This is a genomic window from Microbacterium sp., from assembly GCF_036823965.1.
Lineage (GTDB): Bacteria > Actinomycetota > Actinomycetes > Actinomycetales > Microbacteriaceae > Microbacterium.
On the sequence record NZ_DAITBE010000002.1, the window covers coordinates 127,401 to 145,200 of the forward strand.

General features: G+C 69.9%; 17 protein-coding genes and 1 tRNA gene. 14 read left to right on the top strand and 4 right to left on the bottom strand.

What is annotated here, in order from left to right; genetic code table 11:
- Positions 1-58 precede the first annotated feature (58 nt).
- The 7 genes from V7Z82_RS04835 (at position 59) to V7Z82_RS04865 (ending at position 5,506) form a co-directional block, all read left to right on the top strand.
- Complete coding sequence (locus tag V7Z82_RS04835) at positions 59-1,366, top strand: aminotransferase class V-fold PLP-dependent enzyme (protein ID WP_334148566.1); 1,308 nt, start codon at positions 59-61, stop codon at positions 1,364-1,366.
- A complete protein-coding gene (sufU, locus tag V7Z82_RS04840) occupies positions 1,363-1,806 on the top strand; it encodes a Fe-S cluster assembly sulfur transfer protein SufU (protein ID WP_334148568.1) in 444 nt (147 codons plus the stop codon). The genes V7Z82_RS04835 and sufU overlap by 4 nt, the downstream gene beginning before the upstream one ends.
- 39 nt (positions 1,807-1,845) lie before the next feature.
- Positions 1,846-2,784, top strand: a complete 939-nt coding sequence (locus tag V7Z82_RS04845; RefSeq protein WP_334148570.1) for a GNAT family N-acetyltransferase — start codon at positions 1,846-1,848, stop codon at positions 2,782-2,784.
- Positions 2,785-2,851: 67 nt separating this feature from the next.
- The gene (locus V7Z82_RS04850; RefSeq protein ID WP_442927585.1) at positions 2,852-3,505 is read left to right on the top strand and encodes an NADPH-dependent F420 reductase; all 654 of its coding nucleotides are present in this window, start codon (positions 2,852-2,854) and stop codon (positions 3,503-3,505) included.
- A gap of 122 nt (positions 3,506-3,627) precedes the next feature.
- Positions 3,628-4,287, top strand: a complete 660-nt coding sequence (locus tag V7Z82_RS04855; protein ID WP_334148576.1) for a GntR family transcriptional regulator — start codon at positions 3,628-3,630, stop codon at positions 4,285-4,287.
- Positions 4,288-4,391: 104 nt separating this feature from the next.
- The gene (locus tag V7Z82_RS04860) at positions 4,392-4,637 is read left to right on the top strand and encodes a hypothetical protein (RefSeq protein WP_045279052.1); all 246 of its coding nucleotides are present in this window, start codon (positions 4,392-4,394) and stop codon (positions 4,635-4,637) included.
- An 11-nt stretch (positions 4,638-4,648) separates the two neighbouring features.
- Complete coding sequence (locus V7Z82_RS04865; protein WP_334148580.1) at positions 4,649-5,506, top strand: hypothetical protein; 858 nt, start codon at positions 4,649-4,651, stop codon at positions 5,504-5,506.
- A gap of 13 nt (positions 5,507-5,519) precedes the next feature.
- On the opposite strand, the gene V7Z82_RS04870 is transcribed toward V7Z82_RS04865, so the two are convergent.
- Positions 5,520-6,359, bottom strand: a complete 840-nt coding sequence (locus V7Z82_RS04870) for an SDR family NAD(P)-dependent oxidoreductase (RefSeq protein ID WP_334148582.1) — start codon at positions 6,357-6,359, stop codon at positions 5,520-5,522.
- A 137-nt stretch (positions 6,360-6,496) separates the two neighbouring features.
- Here V7Z82_RS04870 and V7Z82_RS04875 point away from each other — a divergent pair, with 137 nt between their 5' ends.
- Positions 6,497-7,078, top strand: coding sequence for an asparagine synthase (locus V7Z82_RS04875; protein ID WP_334148584.1), 582 nt, complete (start codon positions 6,497-6,499; stop codon positions 7,076-7,078).
- Positions 7,079-7,144: 66 nt separating this feature from the next.
- A tRNA-Arg gene (locus V7Z82_RS04880) sits at positions 7,145-7,217 on the top strand.
- A 379-nt stretch (positions 7,218-7,596) separates the two neighbouring features.
- Here the strand turns inward: V7Z82_RS04880 and V7Z82_RS04885 are convergent.
- Positions 7,597-8,529, bottom strand: coding sequence for a LysR family transcriptional regulator (locus V7Z82_RS04885; RefSeq protein WP_334148586.1), 933 nt, complete (start codon positions 8,527-8,529; stop codon positions 7,597-7,599).
- Positions 8,530-8,606: 77 nt separating this feature from the next.
- Between V7Z82_RS04885 and V7Z82_RS04890 the strand changes: the two genes are divergently transcribed.
- Positions 8,607-10,337, top strand: coding sequence for an L-aspartate oxidase (locus V7Z82_RS04890; protein ID WP_334148589.1), 1,731 nt, complete (start codon positions 8,607-8,609; stop codon positions 10,335-10,337).
- A gap of 196 nt (positions 10,338-10,533) precedes the next feature.
- On the opposite strand, the gene V7Z82_RS04895 is transcribed toward V7Z82_RS04890, so the two are convergent.
- Positions 10,534-10,842 carry a hypothetical protein gene (locus V7Z82_RS04895; RefSeq protein ID WP_334148591.1) on the bottom strand — a complete coding sequence of 103 codons (309 nt, stop codon included), beginning with the start codon at positions 10,840-10,842 and terminating at the stop codon, positions 10,534-10,536.
- Positions 10,843-11,149: 307 nt separating this feature from the next.
- Between V7Z82_RS04895 and V7Z82_RS04900 the strand changes: the two genes are divergently transcribed.
- From V7Z82_RS04900 to V7Z82_RS04915, 4 genes are all read left to right on the top strand, one after another.
- Complete coding sequence (locus tag V7Z82_RS04900) at positions 11,150-12,652, top strand: L-serine ammonia-lyase, iron-sulfur-dependent, subunit alpha (protein ID WP_334148593.1); 1,503 nt, start codon at positions 11,150-11,152, stop codon at positions 12,650-12,652.
- Positions 12,653-12,834: 182 nt separating this feature from the next.
- A complete protein-coding gene (locus V7Z82_RS04905; RefSeq protein ID WP_334148595.1) occupies positions 12,835-13,590 on the top strand; it encodes an AAA family ATPase in 756 nt (251 codons plus the stop codon).
- A gap of 63 nt (positions 13,591-13,653) precedes the next feature.
- Positions 13,654-14,436 carry an ABC transporter ATP-binding protein gene (locus tag V7Z82_RS04910; RefSeq protein ID WP_334148596.1) on the top strand — a complete coding sequence of 261 codons (783 nt, stop codon included), beginning with the start codon at positions 13,654-13,656 and terminating at the stop codon, positions 14,434-14,436.
- Positions 14,433-15,167, top strand: coding sequence for an ABC transporter permease (locus V7Z82_RS04915; RefSeq protein WP_334148598.1), 735 nt, complete (start codon positions 14,433-14,435; stop codon positions 15,165-15,167). The genes V7Z82_RS04910 and V7Z82_RS04915 overlap by 4 nt, the downstream gene beginning before the upstream one ends.
- A gap of 10 nt (positions 15,168-15,177) precedes the next feature.
- On the opposite strand, the gene hrpB is transcribed toward V7Z82_RS04915, so the two are convergent.
- Complete coding sequence (hrpB, locus tag V7Z82_RS04920) at positions 15,178-17,730, bottom strand: ATP-dependent helicase HrpB (protein ID WP_334148600.1); 2,553 nt, start codon at positions 17,728-17,730, stop codon at positions 15,178-15,180.
- Positions 17,731-17,800: the final 70 nt, after the last annotated feature.

Below are 17,800 nucleotides of genomic sequence, written 5' to 3' on the forward strand. Positions count from 1 at the left end.
GGGTCGCCGTGGTCGACATGGCGACCCGCGCACCGACGCCAGATGAGAAGCTAGAAGGATGAGCGTTTCCCCTGCCGTCGACGTGCTCGCCCCGCTGAGTGAGGACGAGGTGCGGCGCCTCCGTGCAGACTTCCCGATCCTGCAGACCGAGGTGAACGGGCATCCGCTCGTCTACCTCGACTCCGGAGCCACCTCGCAGCGTCCCCTCGCCGTGCTCGACGCCGAACGCGAGTTCGCGACCACCATGAACTCCGCCGTGCATCGCGGAGCCCACACGCTCGCGGCCGAAGCCACCGAGCTCTTCGAAGACGCTCGGGCCACCGTCGCGCGCTTCGTCGGCGCGGATGACGACGAGATCGTCTGGACCTCGAACGCCACCGAGGCCATCAACCTCGTCGCCTACTCGCTCTCGAACGCCTCGGTCGGGCGAGGGGGAGCAGCAGCCGAGCGCCTCCGGCTGCGCGAGGGCGACGAGATCGTCACGACCGAGATGGAGCACCACGCCAACCTCATCCCGTGGCAGGAGCTCGCCGCACGCACCGGTGCGACCCTGCGGGTGATCCCGCTCGACGACCGCGGCGCCCTCCGGCTCGACGAAGCCGCGCAGCTCATCACCGAGCGCACCAAGCTCGTCGCGGTCACCCACGTCTCCAACGTGCTCGGTGTGATCAACCCGGTCGAGCAGATCGTCGCCCTGGCGCGGGCCGCCGGCGCCCTCGTGCTGCTCGACGCCTGTCAGTCGGCCCCGCACCTGCCGCTCGACGTTGGGGCGCTCGATGTCGACTTCGCCGTGCTCTCCGGCCACAAGATGCTCGGCCCGACCGGCATCGGCGCGCTCTACGGGCGCCGCGAGCTGCTCGAGGCCATGCCCCCGTTCCTCACCGGTGGCTCGATGATCACGACCGTCACCACCACGCAGGCCGAGTACCTGCCGCCGCCGCAGCGCTTCGAGGCCGGCACCCAGCGGGTCTCGCAGGCGATCGCGCTCGCCGCGGCCATCGACTATCTGGCGGCCGTCGGGATGCCGCGCATCGCGGCGCACGAGGCCGCCTTCGGGCAGCGTCTGGTGGACGGGCTCGGCGCGATCGACGGGGTCCAGGTGCTCGGCGCCGGCATCGACCTGCCGCGCGTCGGACTCGCGAGCTTCGACATCGAGGGCATCCACTCGCACGATGTCGGCCAGTTCCTCGACGACCGCGGCATCGCGGTGCGCGTCGGCCACCACTGCGCCCAGCCGCTGCACCGGCGGCTCGGCATCACCTCGTCCACGCGGGCGAGCACCTACCTCTACACGACTGAGGCCGAGGTGGACGCCGTGATCGACGGCGTCGCCGCGGCCATCGACTTCTTCGGAGTGCGAGCATGAGTTCCGGCGACCTGCAGAACCTGTACCAGGAGCTCATCCTCGACCACTCGCGGACGCCGCACGGCTTCGGCCTGCGCGACGAGATCGCGGCGCAGTCGCATCAGGTGAACCCCACCTGCGGCGACGAGGTCACCCTGCAGGTGCACCGCGCTGCCGACGGCACCGTCGAGGCGATCGCCTGGGAGGGGCACGGTTGTGCGATCTCGCAGGCATCGGCCTCGCTGCTCGCCGAGCTGGCCGAGGGGCTCACGGTCCCGGAGCTCGAGGTGCGGATCGACGCGTTCCGCGAGGCCATGCGCTCACGCGGGAAGATCGAACCGGACGAGGAGCTGCTCGGTGACGCCGCGGCGCTCGGCGGGGTCTCGCGGTACGTCGCCCGCGTGAAGTGCGCGATGCTCGCGTGGGTCGCGGCCGAAGACGCCCTGCGCAAGTCGGCCTGAGTTTCGCATCGATCGGCCGCAGAGCACAGGATGGATGACATGACTGTGCAGCTGCTGCCGTTGCCCGCCGAGCACTTCGACGACTGGCGTGCCAGCACGAAGGAGCGGCTGATCCGCCTCCGGCAGGACTCCGGTCTGCTGCCGGGCCAGGACGCGGTCGAGGATGCCGAGCGGAACTTCACGGAGCTGCTGCCGGAGGGCGTCGACACCCGCACCTCGCGGATCCTCCGCATCGTCGACGACGAGGGCCAGGAGCGCGGCACGGTCTGGTTCGCCTTCAAGGACGGGCGGATGTTCCTGATCGATGCCGCGTTCGACGAGCCGATGACCGACGAGCAGCTCGACGAGCTGTGGGAGCTGGTGCTCGGCATCGCCGCCGAGGAGCTGGTGACGCAGATCAGCGCCCGGCTGTTCGTGCAGGATGCCGAGGCGCGCCGCTTCCTCGACGGGCACGGCTTCTCGACCTCGTCGATCCAGATGCTCCTCCAGCCGATCCCCGACCGCGACGTGTCGGCGGTCGACGTGTCGCCGATGACCGCAGAGCGGTATCCGAGTTTCGCTGCGGCATCCGAAGCCGGCTTCGCCTCCGAGCTCGCAGCGTCCGGCCGGCTGACGCCGGACGAAGCGGCCGCCGAGTCGCACCGGCAGTTCGAGCACGAGCTGCCTGATGGTCTGGACACCCCTGGGCAGAAGCTCTTCACCGCCTCGGTCGACGGCGCAGAGGTCGGCATCCTCTGGCTGGCGATCCGTGAACGCGACGACCACCCGCACGCGTTCATCCTCGACATCGAGGTGGCCGCGGGCCAGCGGCGTCGCGGGTACGGCCGCGCCCTCATGCACGCAGCCGAGCGCGAGGCGCGCCGCTCCGGTGCGGACTCGATCGGACTGCACGTGTTCGGCTTCAACCAGGGCGCCGTCGACCTGTACGAGCAGCTGGGATACCGACGGCTGGCCGAGCTGCTGGTGCTCGACGTCTGAGCTGTCGCGGTCGCGCGATTGCGTCTCGGTTCGTGTCGGATCGGGGAATACTCGCGACCATGCGGCGTTGGCCCCAGACATGACTACTCTCGGAATCATCGGTGCAGGACACATCGGCTCGCAGGTCGCTCGCGCGGCCATCGCACAGGGCTACGACGTCGTGATCGCGAACTCGCGCGGGCCGGAGACGCTCGCAGCTCTCGTCGAAGAACTCGGCGAGAAGGCGACGGCGGCCACCGCGGCAGAGGCAGGTGCGGCCGGCGACGTGGTCGTGGTGACCGTGCCGCTGCGCGCACTCGACCAGGTCCCGGTCGAGCCGCTCGCGGGCAAGATCGTGCTCGACACCAACAACTACTACTTCGAGCGCGATGGGCACATCGAGGCGCTCGACAAGGGTGAGACCACCACGTCCGAACTGCTGCAGCAGCACCTGCCGACGTCGAAGATCGCCAAGGCGTTCAACCACATCAAGTCCGGCGACATCACGACCGACGGCACCCCGGCCGGCACCGAGAACCGCCGCGCGCTGGCGACGGCCGGCGATGACGCCGAGGCTGTCGCGTTCGTCACGCGGCTGTACGACGAGATCGGGTTCGACACCGTCAACATCGGACCGCTGAGCGAGTCCTGGCGCGTCGAGCGCGACCGCCCGGCCTACGTGGTGCGGCAGAACGCGGCCGAGCTCGAGGCCAACCTCGCGATCGCGAACCGCCTGCCCTGATCTGCGGCGATATCTCGAGGGGGAGGGTGCTCCGGCATCCTCCCCCTCGTCATGTCACGATCGGACGATCAAAATGGCATACCAAATTGGCGAACGTTCACGGCGAGTGCAAGAATGCGAGCATGGCTGAGGTGGGGTTGGCCGGCGAACTCGAGTCGGTCAGGGTGACGCGTATTCTGCGCGACGACATCATCTTCGGCAGACGTGCGCCCGGCTCCCGGCTGATCGAGCGCGACCTCGCCGCCGAGCTCAACGTGTCGCGACTTCCCGTGCGCGAGGCGATCAGGGCACTCGTCGCCGAGGGGGTGGTCGTCGCGCGACCCCGCACCTGGGCCGTCGTCCGACAGTTCACCCACCGCGACATCCAGGATTTCGCCGAGGTGCGCGAGGCGATCGAGACGCTCATGTTCGTGTTCGCTGCTGAGCGCCATGACGATGCCGGGATCGCGAAGCTGCGCGCGGCGTATCTGGCGGAGCTGGCTGGGGCGACCGCCGGTGACGGCGACGCCGCCAGGGCCGCCGCGGCGGACTTCCATGCCATCGCCGGCGAACTCGCCGACAACGACATGCTGAGCGAGCTGCTCGGGGTGTTCTTCACGCGCCTCCGCTGGCTGTTCGGGCAGCACGACGATCTGATCTCGATGGCGGAGGAGCACCGCGTCATCCTCGAGGCGATGGAGAACCGAGATGTCGAACGCGTCCGCACGCTGATTCCGCGGCACCTCGCGATGGGGCAGGCCGTCGCCGCCCGTCGCCTGATCAGCAGCGATTACCAGATCTGACGCCATGCCCGGCGGGCAGGAGTAGCGGTCGAGGGAGTGCCCGGTATATATATTGGGCGTATCGGAATCGTTCCGGGGTCTGTCGCGATGTGCTGGGGAGCGAGATGCGAGGTCTTGCTGTCGCCGTGGGAAGCCTGCTGCTGATCGGTGGGGTGGTGCTCGTCGTGGTCGCCGACCAGGAGCGGCTGGCCGCGATCGAAGCGGTCCGGGCTCAGGTCACGCAGGTCGAGCAACGCCTCGACGTCGCGCGTGCGCAGAACCTCGATCTCGCGGGCTCCCTCACGGCGCTCCGCTCGAAGATCGCGCAGCAGGATGCCGAGATCGCCGACTCGACGGGATTCCTGCAGTGATGCGGCGGGTGATGGCGATCACCGTGACGGCAGCGGTGCTGCTCTCGGCCGCCGTGGTCGCACGGGCCGACGGCCTGGAGAGCGATCGCGTGTCCGCGGTCGCCGAGCTCACGGCGCTCGCCGACACCACACGAACGGCGCAGCAGCGCACCGACTACCTGCGCGGAGCGCTCGAGCGCGCAGAGGACGACACCGCGGATCGTGCTGCGGTGCTGGCGGCGCGTCCGGCATTCCTCGTCGAGATCGAGGCGCTCCGCACCGCCCTCACCACGGCCACCGGCAAGGTCGACACCGCCGCTCACCTCGCCGCGGCGCTCTCGGCGCAGCAGACCGTGCTGGCCGAGCACGCAGACCCGCAGGTCGTGACCAATGCGACCGCCACCGTGCACGCGCTCACCGACAAGGTGAACGACGAGGTGACGACGTGGCAGGCCGCGCAGATCGTGCGCAGCGCCGGGCCCGGCGGCCCCGCGTACACGACGAGCGGCCCCGACGGCTACGCCAGGGTCCGTGCCGCGCTCGACCTGGTGGGCGGCGGTGGGATCGGACTCTACGAGTCGCCGTCCTGCGCCGGCGGCAACGCGGCGGCGTGCGCCAACAGCAACGGCTACATCAAATACCGCGCCGACATCGCCGGCTGGAGCTCAGACCGGCTGAACTGGGCGATGGCCCACGAGCTCGCGCACATCTACCAGTTCCGGGTCTGGGGTGCGCTGACCTCGTCCGGCACGTACTCGTCGATGTTCGGCGGCGACCCCGAGTTCCTCGCGAACTGCATGGCCGTGGTGCGCGGCTATCCCGGCAACCAGGGGTGCAACGGCGACCAGCAGGCCTGGGCATCCGGCATCTGGGTCGGCGCCGTCCGCTGATCCGGCATGCGTGTCAGCGGACCGGTGTGGTCGTGTCGACCGCATCGCGGAGGGGGCCGCGCATCACCCGCCAGTAGGCGACGGGAGCGAGCCGCACGAGCGTGTCGACGAGACGCGCCTCTCGGCCCACCATGGTTCTGGCGCTGCGGCGCTTCGTCGCACGGACGATGCGCGCCGCGGCATCCGCCGGCTCCGTGTGGTACATCGCTGCCTGCGCCGAGGCCGCTCGAGCAGCGACGGCAGGGTCGATCGCCGCAGCGTAGCGACCGTGCAGGATGATGCCGGTGCGCACGCCTGCCGGGTAGATCGTGCCGACCGTGACCGATGTGCCCTCGAGTTCGTGCCGCAGCGCCTCGGAGAACGCGCGCACCGCGAACTTGGTCATGGCATAGGGGATGCGTCCTGCGGGAGCCGCAAGCGCGTAGACGCTCGCCAGGTGCGTGATGTGCGCCGTCGGCGCCTGACGCAGGGCGGGCAGCAGTGCCTTCGTGATCGAGACCGTGCCCCACACGTTGACGTCGGTCAGCCAGCGCATCTCCTCCATCGTGAGCTGGTCGAGGCTGCCCAGCATGGATGATCCGGCGCACGTGATGAGTGCGTTGATGCGGGGGTGCGCGGCGACGATCTCGGTCGAGGTCGCGAACACCGCCTCGTCATTGCGGAGATCCACGACGTGCGCCGTCACCGTCGTTCGTGCTCGGAGCTCCGCGGCGACGGATGCGAGTGCCGTCGTGTCATGGTCGACGAGCGCGAGATGCACCCCCTCGCCGGCGAGTTGGCGGGCGATGGCCGCGCCCATGCCGCTCGCGGCTCCCGTGATCACGGTCGTGCTCCCGGTGAGGTCGAGGCGCATCGTTCCTCCTCCTGGCGCGCGTCGTCGCGCACCGTCTCCACGTTGTCGGGCCGGGTGCAGAGATCCCGGTTTCTCCACCATTGTGACCCACGCCGGACGCGATTGATACCGGTACGCTCTCAGAGAGGGAGGTTTCGGTGGGACGGACTGCGGATGCCATCGCTGAGGGCGTTGCGATCGCGACCGCTGCCGCGCGCCTGGCCGTCAAGAACCACATCCTGATCGGCACCATCGCCGAGAACGGGGTGTTCGACACCGATAAGTACATCGACGACGCGCGTGAGGCGCTGCGGGCGATGGCCGAGGAGTCGGAAGCCGCCGCGGAGAACGTGACCGCCCTCCGCAAGCGTGCCAGAGGCCGCCACTCCGACCCGTCGGGCACGCACGACTACCGCGACCGCGATGTGCGCAACCTCCGTCGCCGGGCCAAGCAGTCCGCCGGCGTCGCCGCCCGACTGCGCGACGTGATGCAGGACCCGGAGCAGCTCGGCGTGATCGTCGAAGAGGCGCGTGAGGCCGCGTGGGCGGATGTGCGGCACAACCTCGATCGTCGACTGCGCGTCGAGGGAATGCGTCCGGACCAGGACCCCGATTACGACCGCATGCGCGAGGCGCGGATGCAGGCGCTGCGGCTCGTCGATCTGCAGGCGCTGTCGTCGCAGCAGCGCGCGAAAGCCAAGCGGACCAAGAAGCAGAAGGCCGCAGACAAGGCCGACTGAGGCCTCGTTTCGCTTTCGCGTCGCGTCTGTTGTAGGCTGTTCTACGGCCCGCTGAGCGGTCCAGGAGCGCCCGTAGCTCAATGGATAGAGCATCTGACTACGGATCAGAAGGTTAGGGGTTCGAGTCCCTTCGGGCGCACATCGTGTTGAGACAGTGAGAGGCCTGGCAGGAAGAAATTCCTGCCAGGCCTTCTTTCTTGCCCTTCGGTAGCTCTGTTAGAGCTGGGCATTCCAGGGGCATCCCACGCTTGAAAGTCGTCGTCTCGGATCTCCATCGACACGGCTCTGCATCGAGCTGAACTCACCCCCCGAATGTCCTGGTGGGTCTGGTGGGCATTCCAGGTGTTCGAGTGTCTTGCGCTGAGGCTCGCTGTCGCGGCGGTGGCGCGTATCGCCGCATCAATCGTTCGGATGCGGCCATATGGGACCCCGCGGTTCGCGGAGATGGCGCATATGGCCGCGTCGTTCCTCGAGAAGCGGCCGTATGCGACCCCGCCATAGCTCCGGTCGGTGCGTGCCTAGCCGAGCAGGCTCGTGATCGCGGGGTCGCGGCGGGCGACTTCCGCGGCGGTGGCGAGGATCACGTCGCGCATCGCTGCGACCGCGACGGTCGGCGTCACGTCGGATCGATGGGCGAGGCTCACGGTGCGGGTCATCATCGGATGCGTCAGCCGAACCGAGCGCAGCGCCGGCTGGTCGAGCAGGACCATCGCGGGAACGACGGCCACACCGACTCCGCGCTCGACGAACCGCAGCACCGCATCCATCTCGGCGCCCTCGAGCACATGCTTCGGCGTGAGCCCGACGGAGCGGAATGCGGCATCGGTGGTGGCTCTGAGCTCGTAGGTCTCATCGAGCGCGATGAGGGGCAGGGTGGAGAGGTGCTCGAGACCGATCGCGGGCGTCACAGCGACCGGGGGGCGGGATGCTGCGGAGACGACGACGAGTTCCTCGGTGAGCAGCGGCGTGCGGGTGAGGCTGAACCCTGAGGGTGGCGGCCCGTCGGACTCCGTGATGAGCGCGATATCGACGGCTCCGACGGCGAGCTGTTCGACGAGCAGACGTGACCCGCTCTCGATGAGGTGCAGGTCGACGCCGGGGTGCGAGGCATGGAAGACGCTGATCGCCTCTGCGACGAGGCTGATGCACAGCGTCGGAGGCGCTCCGAGGCGGATGCGTCCGCGGCGGAGACCACGCAGTTCATCCATCTCCTCGCGGATGGCCTCGGCCTCCGCCAGCATCCGCTGCGCGCGGGGGAGCAGCGTCTCGCCTGCGGCGGTCAGGGCGATGTGGCCGCGGGCGCGATGGAACAGCTCGGCGCCGAGCTCGCGCTCCAGCGTCGAGATCTGACGGCTCAGCGAGGGCTGCGCGAGGTGCAGGTGCTCGGAGGCGCGGGTGAAGTGGCCGAGGCGGGCGACCTCGACGAACCCGCGGAGCTGCTCGAGGTTCATGGCCATAGCCTAACCGCATGGTTCGAACTCGAACTATGCATTGGAGTTATTAGGGTGGCCTAACTAGCGTTGATCGCATGAGTACACGCGAACGTCAGATCTCCACCACGGTCCTCGTCATCGGCACCGGCGGATCCGGGCTGCGCGCGGCGATCGAGGTCGCCGAACACGGCATCGACGTCCTCGCCGTCGGCAAACGCCCCCGACAGGATGCCCACACCTCCCTCGCCGCCGGCGGCATCAACGCCGCCCTCGGCACCATGGACGCCGACGACAGCTGGCAGCAGCACGCCGCCGACACCATCAAGGAGAGCTACCTGCTCGCCAACCCGCACACGGTCGAGATCGTGACCCAGGGTGCCGAGCGCGGCATCCGCGATCTCGAACGATGGGGCATGGACTTCGCCCGCGAGGACGACGGCCGTATCTCGCAGCGCTTCTTCGGCGCGCACACCTTCCGCCGCACCGCCTTCTCGGGCGACTACACCGGACTCGAGATCCAGCGCACGCTCGTGCGTCGCGCCGAGCAGCTCGAGGTGCCGATCCTCGACCACGTCTACATCACCCGCCTGCTCGTGCGCGACAACGTGATCTTCGGCGCCTACGGGTTCGACCAGGCCGATGGCACCCGGTACCTGATCCACGCCGACTCCGTGATCCTCGCGGCCGGTGGGCACAACCGCATCTGGCGCCGCACCTCGTCCCGTCGCGACGAGAACACCGGCGACTCGTTCCGCCTCGCGGTCGACGCGGGTGCCCGTCTGCGCGACCCCGAGCTCGTGCAGTTCCACCCCTCCGGCATCATCGAGCCGGAGAATGCGGCGGGCACGCTGATCTCCGAGGCAGCACGAGGTGAGGGCGGCGTGCTGCGCAATGCCCTCGGCGAGCGGTTCATGCCGAAGTACGACCCGGAGCGTCAGGAGCTGTCGACCCGCGACCGCGTCGCGCTCGCGGCGTACACCGAGATCAAGGAAGGACGCGGTACCGAGAACGGCGGCGTCTGGCTCGACGTCTCGCACCTGCCGCGCGAGACGATCATGACCCGTCTGCCCCGCGTCTACCAGACGATGATGGAGCTGCAGATGCTCGACATCACCACCGATCCGATCGAGATCGCGCCGACCGCGCACTACTCGATGGGCGGCGTGTGGGTGCGACCGGATGACCACCAGACCGACGTCGAGGGGCTCTACGCGATCGGCGAGGCCTCGAGCGGCCTGCACGGCGCGAACCGGCTCGGCGGCAACTCGCTCATCGAGCTGCTCGTCTACGGACGCATCGTCGGCCAGGCCGCCATGGATCATGCTGCCGGTCTGGAAGCACAGCACCGGTCGGCGGAAGCCGTGGCGGTGGCGCGAGCCGAGATCGCCGACCTGCTCGCCGCGGACGGACGCGAGAACGTCCGCGCCCTGCAGCGTGCGATCCGCAACACGATGACCGAGCACGCGGGCGTCGTGCGTGATGAAGCAGGGCTTCGCGCCGGCCTCGCCGAACTGGACATGATCGAGGGGCGGATGGAGGACATCGGCATCCACCCGGACATCGCCGGGTTCCAGGATCTCGCCCATGCCTTCGACCTCAAGGCGTCGGCGCTCGCCGCCAGGGCGACGCTCGAAGCGGCGCTCGAACGTCGCGAGACCCGCGGGTGCCACAACCGCAGCGACTACCCCGACACCGACCCCACGCTGCAGGTGAACCTGGTCTGGTCGCCGACCGCCGGCATCACGCACGAGGCGATCCCCGAGATCCCCGCCGAGATCGCGGAACTCATGCGGGAGGTCGACACCGCGGGGAAGCTCGTCGAGTAGCAGCACCCGACGCTTCGACAGGCTCAGCGACCCAGCGTGGTGGCTCTGCGAGTTCGCCCACCGGGTCGCTGGGCCGCCACGCTGGGTCCCTGAGTCACCCACTGGGTCCCTGCGTCGCCCACTGGGTCCCTGAGCCTGTCGAAGGGTCCGACGCCACATGGGTCCCTGAGCCTGTCGAAGGGCCCGACGAAGCTTGTCAGTCGTCCTGCGGTTCCTCGGTGTCGACGACGCCGATGCCGACAGCCTCATGGTCGGGCTCGGGCTCGTCGCGCTTCGGGGCTTGGGGCTCCTCGCCCGGATCCTTCTCGGTGCTCGGCTCCTGGAGCTCTTCCGTGCTCGGGATCTCCTCGGGATCGGCCTGCTCCGGCGACTCGGCCTGCTCCGGGGTCTCCGCCGTCAGGTGTCCTGCCTCCTCTGCAGCAGGAGGCGAGGTGGGCGTCGGCGTCTGGGCTTCCGCGTCGTCCTGTGCTGGCGTGCTGTCCTCGTCAGGCGTGCTGTTCGTCATGATCATCCTTTCGAGATGTCGTCACGATCAGGATGCCGTCGCCCGCCGCACGGATGAAGGGGCTTGACGCGCGATCAGAAGTGCATCTGCGTGAGGGGGCCGTACGCGATCAGGAGCTCTTCGACCGCGGAACCGTCCGACTACTCGAATCGGACGGTCCTGCCGCCGCCGGCCAGCACGATGTCGGATCAGCGCACCTGCGCCGAGGAACCGCAGGATTCCGGTGCATCGCTCACGGGATCAGCGTGGTGGTGGATCAAGTTCATACGTGTGCACTGGACCGGTGAACGCGGCGTAGCCTGGAGTCGTGACAGCGTACGTCTCGGCATTCGACCTCTTCTCCATCGGCGTGGGGCCTTCGAGCTCCCATACGGTGGGGCCCATGCGAGCCGCGCTCGACTTCGTGCACCGGCTGAGCGCCGAGGGGTCGCTCGACGCTGTCGCCCGCGTCGGCAGCACGCTCTTCGGCTCGCTCGGCGCGACCGGGATCGGACACGGAACCCCGGATGCCGTCGTCGCAGGGCTCCGCGGACTCTCCCCTGAGACGTGCGACCCCGCCGAGGTCCGGTCGGCCTGGACCGAGTTCCCCGAGGGCGGGATGCTCGCGCTCGACGGACGCCACGAGGTGCCGTTCGCCAAGGCCGACATCGTCTTCACGCCTCGCACGCGCCTCCCGGGGCACCCCAATGCGATGACGATCACCGCGTGGTCGGCGGACGATGCCGTGGTCGCGGAAGAGACCTACTACTCGGTGGGTGGCGGGTTCATCCGGCGCGAGGGCGAAGGGGCTGCGATCGCCTCGGCCGGGTATCCCTACTCCTATGCGGATGCCGCCTCACTGATCGCCCTCTGCGACGAGCACGGACTCTCGATCGCCGAGATCGCGCGCCTCAACGAGTCGTCGGTGCGCAGCGAGGAAGAGGTCGCCGCCGGGCTCGACGCGATCTGGGACGCGATGTCGGGATGCGTCGACGCAGGCCTGCACGCGGACGGTGTGCTGCCCGGCTTCCTGCAGGTGAAGCGGCGCGCCGGCGTGATCCGCGGGCAGCTCGAAGAAGCCGAGTCCGATGGGCACCGCGAGCTCCCCGGTGAATGGCTCGGTGCGTTCGCGCTCGCCGTCAACGAGGAGAACGCCGCCGGCGGACGCGTCGTCACCGCGCCGACGAACGGTGCCGCGGGCATCCTCCCGGCCGTGGCCATGTACTGGTGGCGTTTCCTGGCCGACTCGGGCCTCGGCGCCGGCAATGCCGTCACCCCGTACGGCGAGCTGGTCGGCAGCGCGCTGCTCGGTTTCGGACCGGATGCCGGTGCGCCCGCGATCTCGGTCGGCGACGCCCTCGATGCGCAGCAGACCGCTGAGGCGAACCGTCGTCGCGGCATCCGTCGGTTCCTGCTGACCGCCACAGCGCTCGGATCGCTGTTCAAGGCCAACGCCTCGATCTCTGGCGCCGAGGGCGGCTGCCAGGCCGAGGTCGGATCCGCGTGCGCGATGGCAGCGGGCGGACTCACCGCCGTGATGGGCGGCACGAACAGGCAGATCGAGAACGCCGCCGAGATCGCGATGGAGCACCACCTCGGACTCACCTGCGACCCGATCGGCGGGCTCGTGCAGATCCCCTGCATCGAGCGGAACGCGATCGCGGCATCCACCGCGGTGACGGCGGCGCGGCTCGCGCTGCGTGGCGACGGCAGCCACTACGTCTCGCTCGACGCGGTGGTCGAGACGATGCGTCAGACCGGCGCCGACATGTCGACGAAGTACAAGGAGACGAGCGAGGGCGGTCTCGCGGTGAACGTCATCGAGTGCTGACTCCCTCACTCTCCCGCACCCTCGTCCTGCCGACCCCACCCTTCTTCCTGCCGACCGGCCCCTTTGTGTGCGAGCCACCCCCTTGTGAGCGTCCGCAAGGGGGCCGCTCGCACAGAAGGGGGTGGCTCGGCAGTGTCGGTGATCGCGAGTAGCCTCCTCGGAGACCGACCGAGGGGAGCGTGATGGATCCGTTCTGGGACCCGCGCAGCAAGCGCCGGCGCCAGCAGCCGGTCGTGGCCGTGCGACCGAACGACGATGCGCCGACACCTGGCACGCTGTGGCCGACGAGCATCCCGGCGGTCGCCCAGGTGCTGCGCGAGGGCATCGACCTCTCCCCGGGTGTCACGTTCCTCGTCGGCGAGAACGGCAGCGGCAAATCGACCATCGTCGAGGGCGTCGCGATCGCGTACGGCCTGTCGCCCGAGGGCGGCTCGCGGCAGTCGAAGCACAGCACGCGTCCGACGGAGTCCCCGCTGTCCGAGTGGCTGCAGCTGCAGCGCGGCGTCGGTGCGAACCGGTGGGGCTTCTTCCTCCGTGCCGAGACGATGCACTCGTTCTACACCTACCTCGAAGAGAACCCGTCGATGAGCGGGCCGGACGTCCCGTTCCACGAGATGAGCCACGGCGAGTCCTTCCTCGCGCTGCTCGACAGCAGGTTCGACGAGCCCGGGTTCTACTGCCTCGACGAGCCGGAGGCCGCACTGTCATTCTCCTCGACGCTCGCGCTCATCGCTGTGCTGCAGCGCATCGTCGGCGAGGGCGGCCAGGTGCTGTGCGCCACGCACTCGCCGGTACTCGCGGCGCTTCCCGGCGCCAGCATCCTCGAGGTGGGCGACTGGGGCATCCGCCAGGCAGCGTGGAACGACCTCGAACTCGTGAACCACTGGCGGTCCTTCCTCGACTCACCGCCGCGCTATCTCCGCCATCTGCTCGACTGACGTCGACCCCGTCCGCTGCGGAAGTCGTAGGCTGGCGCCACTCGCAGGCGCATAATTCATCGCATGACGAATACTCTCGCCGTCGAGATCTCGCACCTGCACGTACGGCGCGGGAAGACCTCGGTGTTCGATGGGGTCGACCTCGCGATTCCGCGGGGGCAGATCACCGGACTGCTGGGTCCGTCGGGCTGCGGCAAGACCACACTCATGCGCTCGATCGTCGGCGTGCAGCGGATCGCGTCCGGACAGGTCACCGTGCTGGGCGAGCCGGGCGGTTCGCGGCAGCTGCGGCATCGGGTGGCATACGGCACGCAGGGCGCCGCGGTCTACGGCGACCTGAGCGTGCGCCAGAACCTGTCGTACTTCGCTGCCCTGCTGAAGGCGCCGAAGGGCGACGTCGACCGTGTCATCGCCGAGGTCGGACTCGGACCGCAGGCCGGTCAGCTGGTCGACTCGCTCAGTGGCGGACAGTCGACGCGGGTCTCGCTCGCAATGGCACTGATCGGATCGCCTGAACTCGTGGTGCTGGACGAGCCGACGGTCGGCCTCGACCCGGTGCTGCGCTCCGAGCTCTGGGAGCTCTTCCGCGGCCTTGCCGATCGCGGTGTCACGCTCATCGTCTCGAGCCATGTGCTGGACGAAGCGCTCCGCTGCGACCGCCTCCTGCTCATGCGGGACGGTCGGGTCATCGCCGACACCACTCCGCGAGCGCTGCTGGCCGACACCGGAACCACGGACCCGGAGGCCGCGTTCCTGGCGCTGATCGAGCGCGATCGCGCAGCGTCCGGTGGCACGAGGCGGTCGCGACGAGACGCACGGACCGACGGCGGCGGGGTGGAGTCGTGAACGGCGTGCGCATGTTCGCGACGGCCGGTCGCGTGCTCGCCCAGCTGCGCCACGATCCGCGGTCGATCGCGCTCATGCTCATCGCGCCCAGCCTTCTTGTCGGTCTCTTCGCGTGGCTGTTCAGCGATCAGGACGGGGTGTTCGACCGCTTCGGCGGCGCGATCCTGGCGCTCTTCCCGTTCATCGTGATGTTCCTGATCACCTCGATCACGACGCTGCGCGAGCGGCGCTCCGGCACGCTCGAGCGGCTCATGACCACGCCGCTGGGTAAGGCGGACTTCATCCTCGGCTACGCGCTCGCGTTCGGTCTGATGGCCGTGCTGCAGGCCGTGATCACCGTCTCGTTCGCGGTCGGGGTCTGCGGGCTCGACGTCGACGGTCCGCTCTGGCAGCTCGGTCTCGTCGCGGTCGTCGACGCGCTGCTCGGCACAGCGCTCGGGCTGCTGGCCAGCGCGTTCGCGCAGACGGAGTTCCAGGCCGTGCAGTTCATGCCGCTGCTGGTCTTCCCGCAGATCATCCTCGGCGGACTCTTCATGCCCCGCGACCAGATGCCCGATGTGCTGCACGCCATCTCGGACTGGCTGCCGTTGAGCTACGCGATCGACACGATCAACGCCGTGACTGCCGGCGATGAGGGGTGGGACGTGTTCGGTCCGCTGCTCGTCGTGCTCGGGTTCGCGGTGGCCGCGTTGGTGCTGGCCTCGTTGACGCTGCGTCGTCGGACGCGCTGAGGGCGGCCGCTCAGCGCGCGGCCCGGTTCTTGGTGTGCCTGGTGGGTGCGGTGGCCCAGGGGTCCTCCGGCCACGGATGCTTCGGATAGCGTCCGCGCATCTCGGCGCGCACCTGGGCATACGGGCCGGACCAGAACGAGGTGAGGTCATCGGTGACGGCGAGCGGGCGCCCTGCGGGGGAGAGCAGGTGGAAGAGCACCGGCACGCGTCCATCGACCAGCCGCGGGGTCTCGGCCCAGCCGAAGCACTCCTGCAGCTTCACCGCGACGACCGGTCGGGCGTCCGGGTCATCGGGGGCCGGGTATGCGATGCGGATGCGCGAGCCGCTCGGTACTTCGAGTCGCTCGGGCACGAGCTCTTCGAGACGCGTCGCCTCGGGCCACGGCAGCAGCCGGCGCAGCGCGGTCGTCAGATCCAGCCGTGCGAGTGGGGTGCCGCCGGCCAGCGCGTCGAGCTCCGGTGCGAGCCACGCGTCGAGGGCGGCGAGAAGTCCGGCATCCGACACATCCGGCCAGGGCGATCCCAGTTCGCGGTGCAGCAGCGCCAGGCGGGATCGCAGCTCCACGGCCGTGCCGGACCAGGTGAACATGCTCAGGCCGTCACGCCGGAGCGCTCTGCGCACGGCATCGCGCCCCTCGTCGGCCGATGCACGCACCGGGGCGGAGGAACGCAGGATCGCGCCGACGCGGCGCTCGCGGCGAGCCTGGACTCGACCGTCGGCGAACTCCGCCTCGACACGGTCGGTGATCAGATGACTCGCGGCCTGTGCCATCTGCTCCTCGGTGAGCACGGCTGCCGAGCGGATGATCGCGCCGGAACCGGCGGCCGCTCGGCCTGACGCACGCGCGACGTCGGCGACGGCCAGCCACTCGACCGCTGCGAGCGGACCGCTCACCCCTGCACGGGTTCCCGACGCCAGCAGGTACGTCGCTCCGACGGCAGTGCGGTCCACGCGGCGGGCGACCCGCTCGGGGAACGCCAGCGCGATCACGAGGCCGACCCCGTCGAGATCGGAGCGCACGCCAGGCGTCGACGTGGTCATTCGTTCGAGACGATCCGCATCGCTTCGCCACCGGCGTGCATCGGGCGTCCGCCCGCCTCGGAGCGCGATGAGTGCCTGCGCGACATCCGAATCCGCGATGCGCACGTCGCCACCCAGCAGCGCGACGACCTCCGCGGCGAGTCGAGCGCCGACCACCGGGCTGCCGTCACGCAGCGCGCGGGCGAGCCGCGGATCCGTCGGGATGCGGGCCAATGCACGCCCCTCGGAGGTGGCGCGACCGTCGTCGTCGATCGCACCGAGACCGCGGAGCACGGTGACGGCGTCCGCCAGGCTGTCGGCGGGCGGCGGATCGATCAGCCGCAGGCCGGCCCCGCCGGGCGCACCCCAGCAGGCGAACAGCAGGGCGGCATCCGCGAGGTCGCTCGAGGCGATCTCGGGAGTGGGGCGGGCGGGGGCGGTGGCGTAGGTGCGCTCGTCGACGCAGCGGACCACGATCCCCGGTCCCTGGCGGGTGGCGCGGCCGGCGCGCTGCACGCACGACGAGCGGGAGGCTGCGGTGGTCACGAGTCCCGTCATCCCACGTGAGGCGTCGCGCTGCGGGGCGCGGGCCAGGCAGGTGTCGACCACCACCCGGACGCCCGGCACGGTGAGGGAGGACTCCGCGAGCGAGGTCGTGACGATGATGCGGGCCTGCTCGCCAGGGCGGCGGCCGCGGATCACCGCATCCTGCTCGGCTGCCGGCATCCGGCCGTGCAGCTCCCGCACGTCGAAGGCTCCGGTCGCGTCGCGGATGCGGCGGGCGATCTCCGACACCTCGCGGGCGCCCGGGGCGAAGACCAGCACGTCGGCCGCAGGATCGTGGCGGGTCAGATCCAGGGCGGCGGATGCCGTGGTCTGGGCGACGTGGTCCAGGAACGCCCAGGTGACGCCGCGTTCGTCGAGGCGCGGCGCCGGGCTCGGGGCCCAGCGCTCGGTGAGCGGGTAGGCCGGGACCACGTGGTCGACGACCGGCACCGGCTGGTCCGCCGTGCCGATGACGTCGGCGATCCGCGCGGCGTCGAGCGTCGCCGACATGGCGATGAGCACGAGGTCGTCTCGCAGCTCGCGCACTTCCGAGAGCAGGCCGATCAGCAGGTCGGTCTCGAGCGCGCGCTCGTGCACCTCGTCGATGATCACGGCATCCACACCCGCGAGGCCAGGGTCATCCAGCAGGCGACGCAGCAGCACGCCCGCCGTGACGAATTCGACTCGCGTCTCCCGCGAGACCAGGCGCTCGCCGCGGACGGTGAACCCGACGCGAGTGCCGAGCGGCGATCCGTCGAGCTGTGCCAGCCTGCGTGCGGCCGCCCTGGCGGCGACGCGGCGCGGCTGGGTGACGATCACACGGCCGGAGGAACGCGATGCGAGCAGCGGCGGCACGAGCGTGGTCTTCCCAGTGCCCGGGGGTGCGCTCACCACCGCTGACGTGCTCGCGTCGAGCGTCGCCGAGAGCTCGTCGACCGCTGCCGCGAACGACAGACCGGCACCGATCGTGGCGAGGTCGAAGGCGGCGGACGTCATGCTCTCAGTCTGCCCGGATCTCCGGAGTCGTGGAGCGCTGCCAGAGTTCGCGGCCCGGAGACAGCGGATG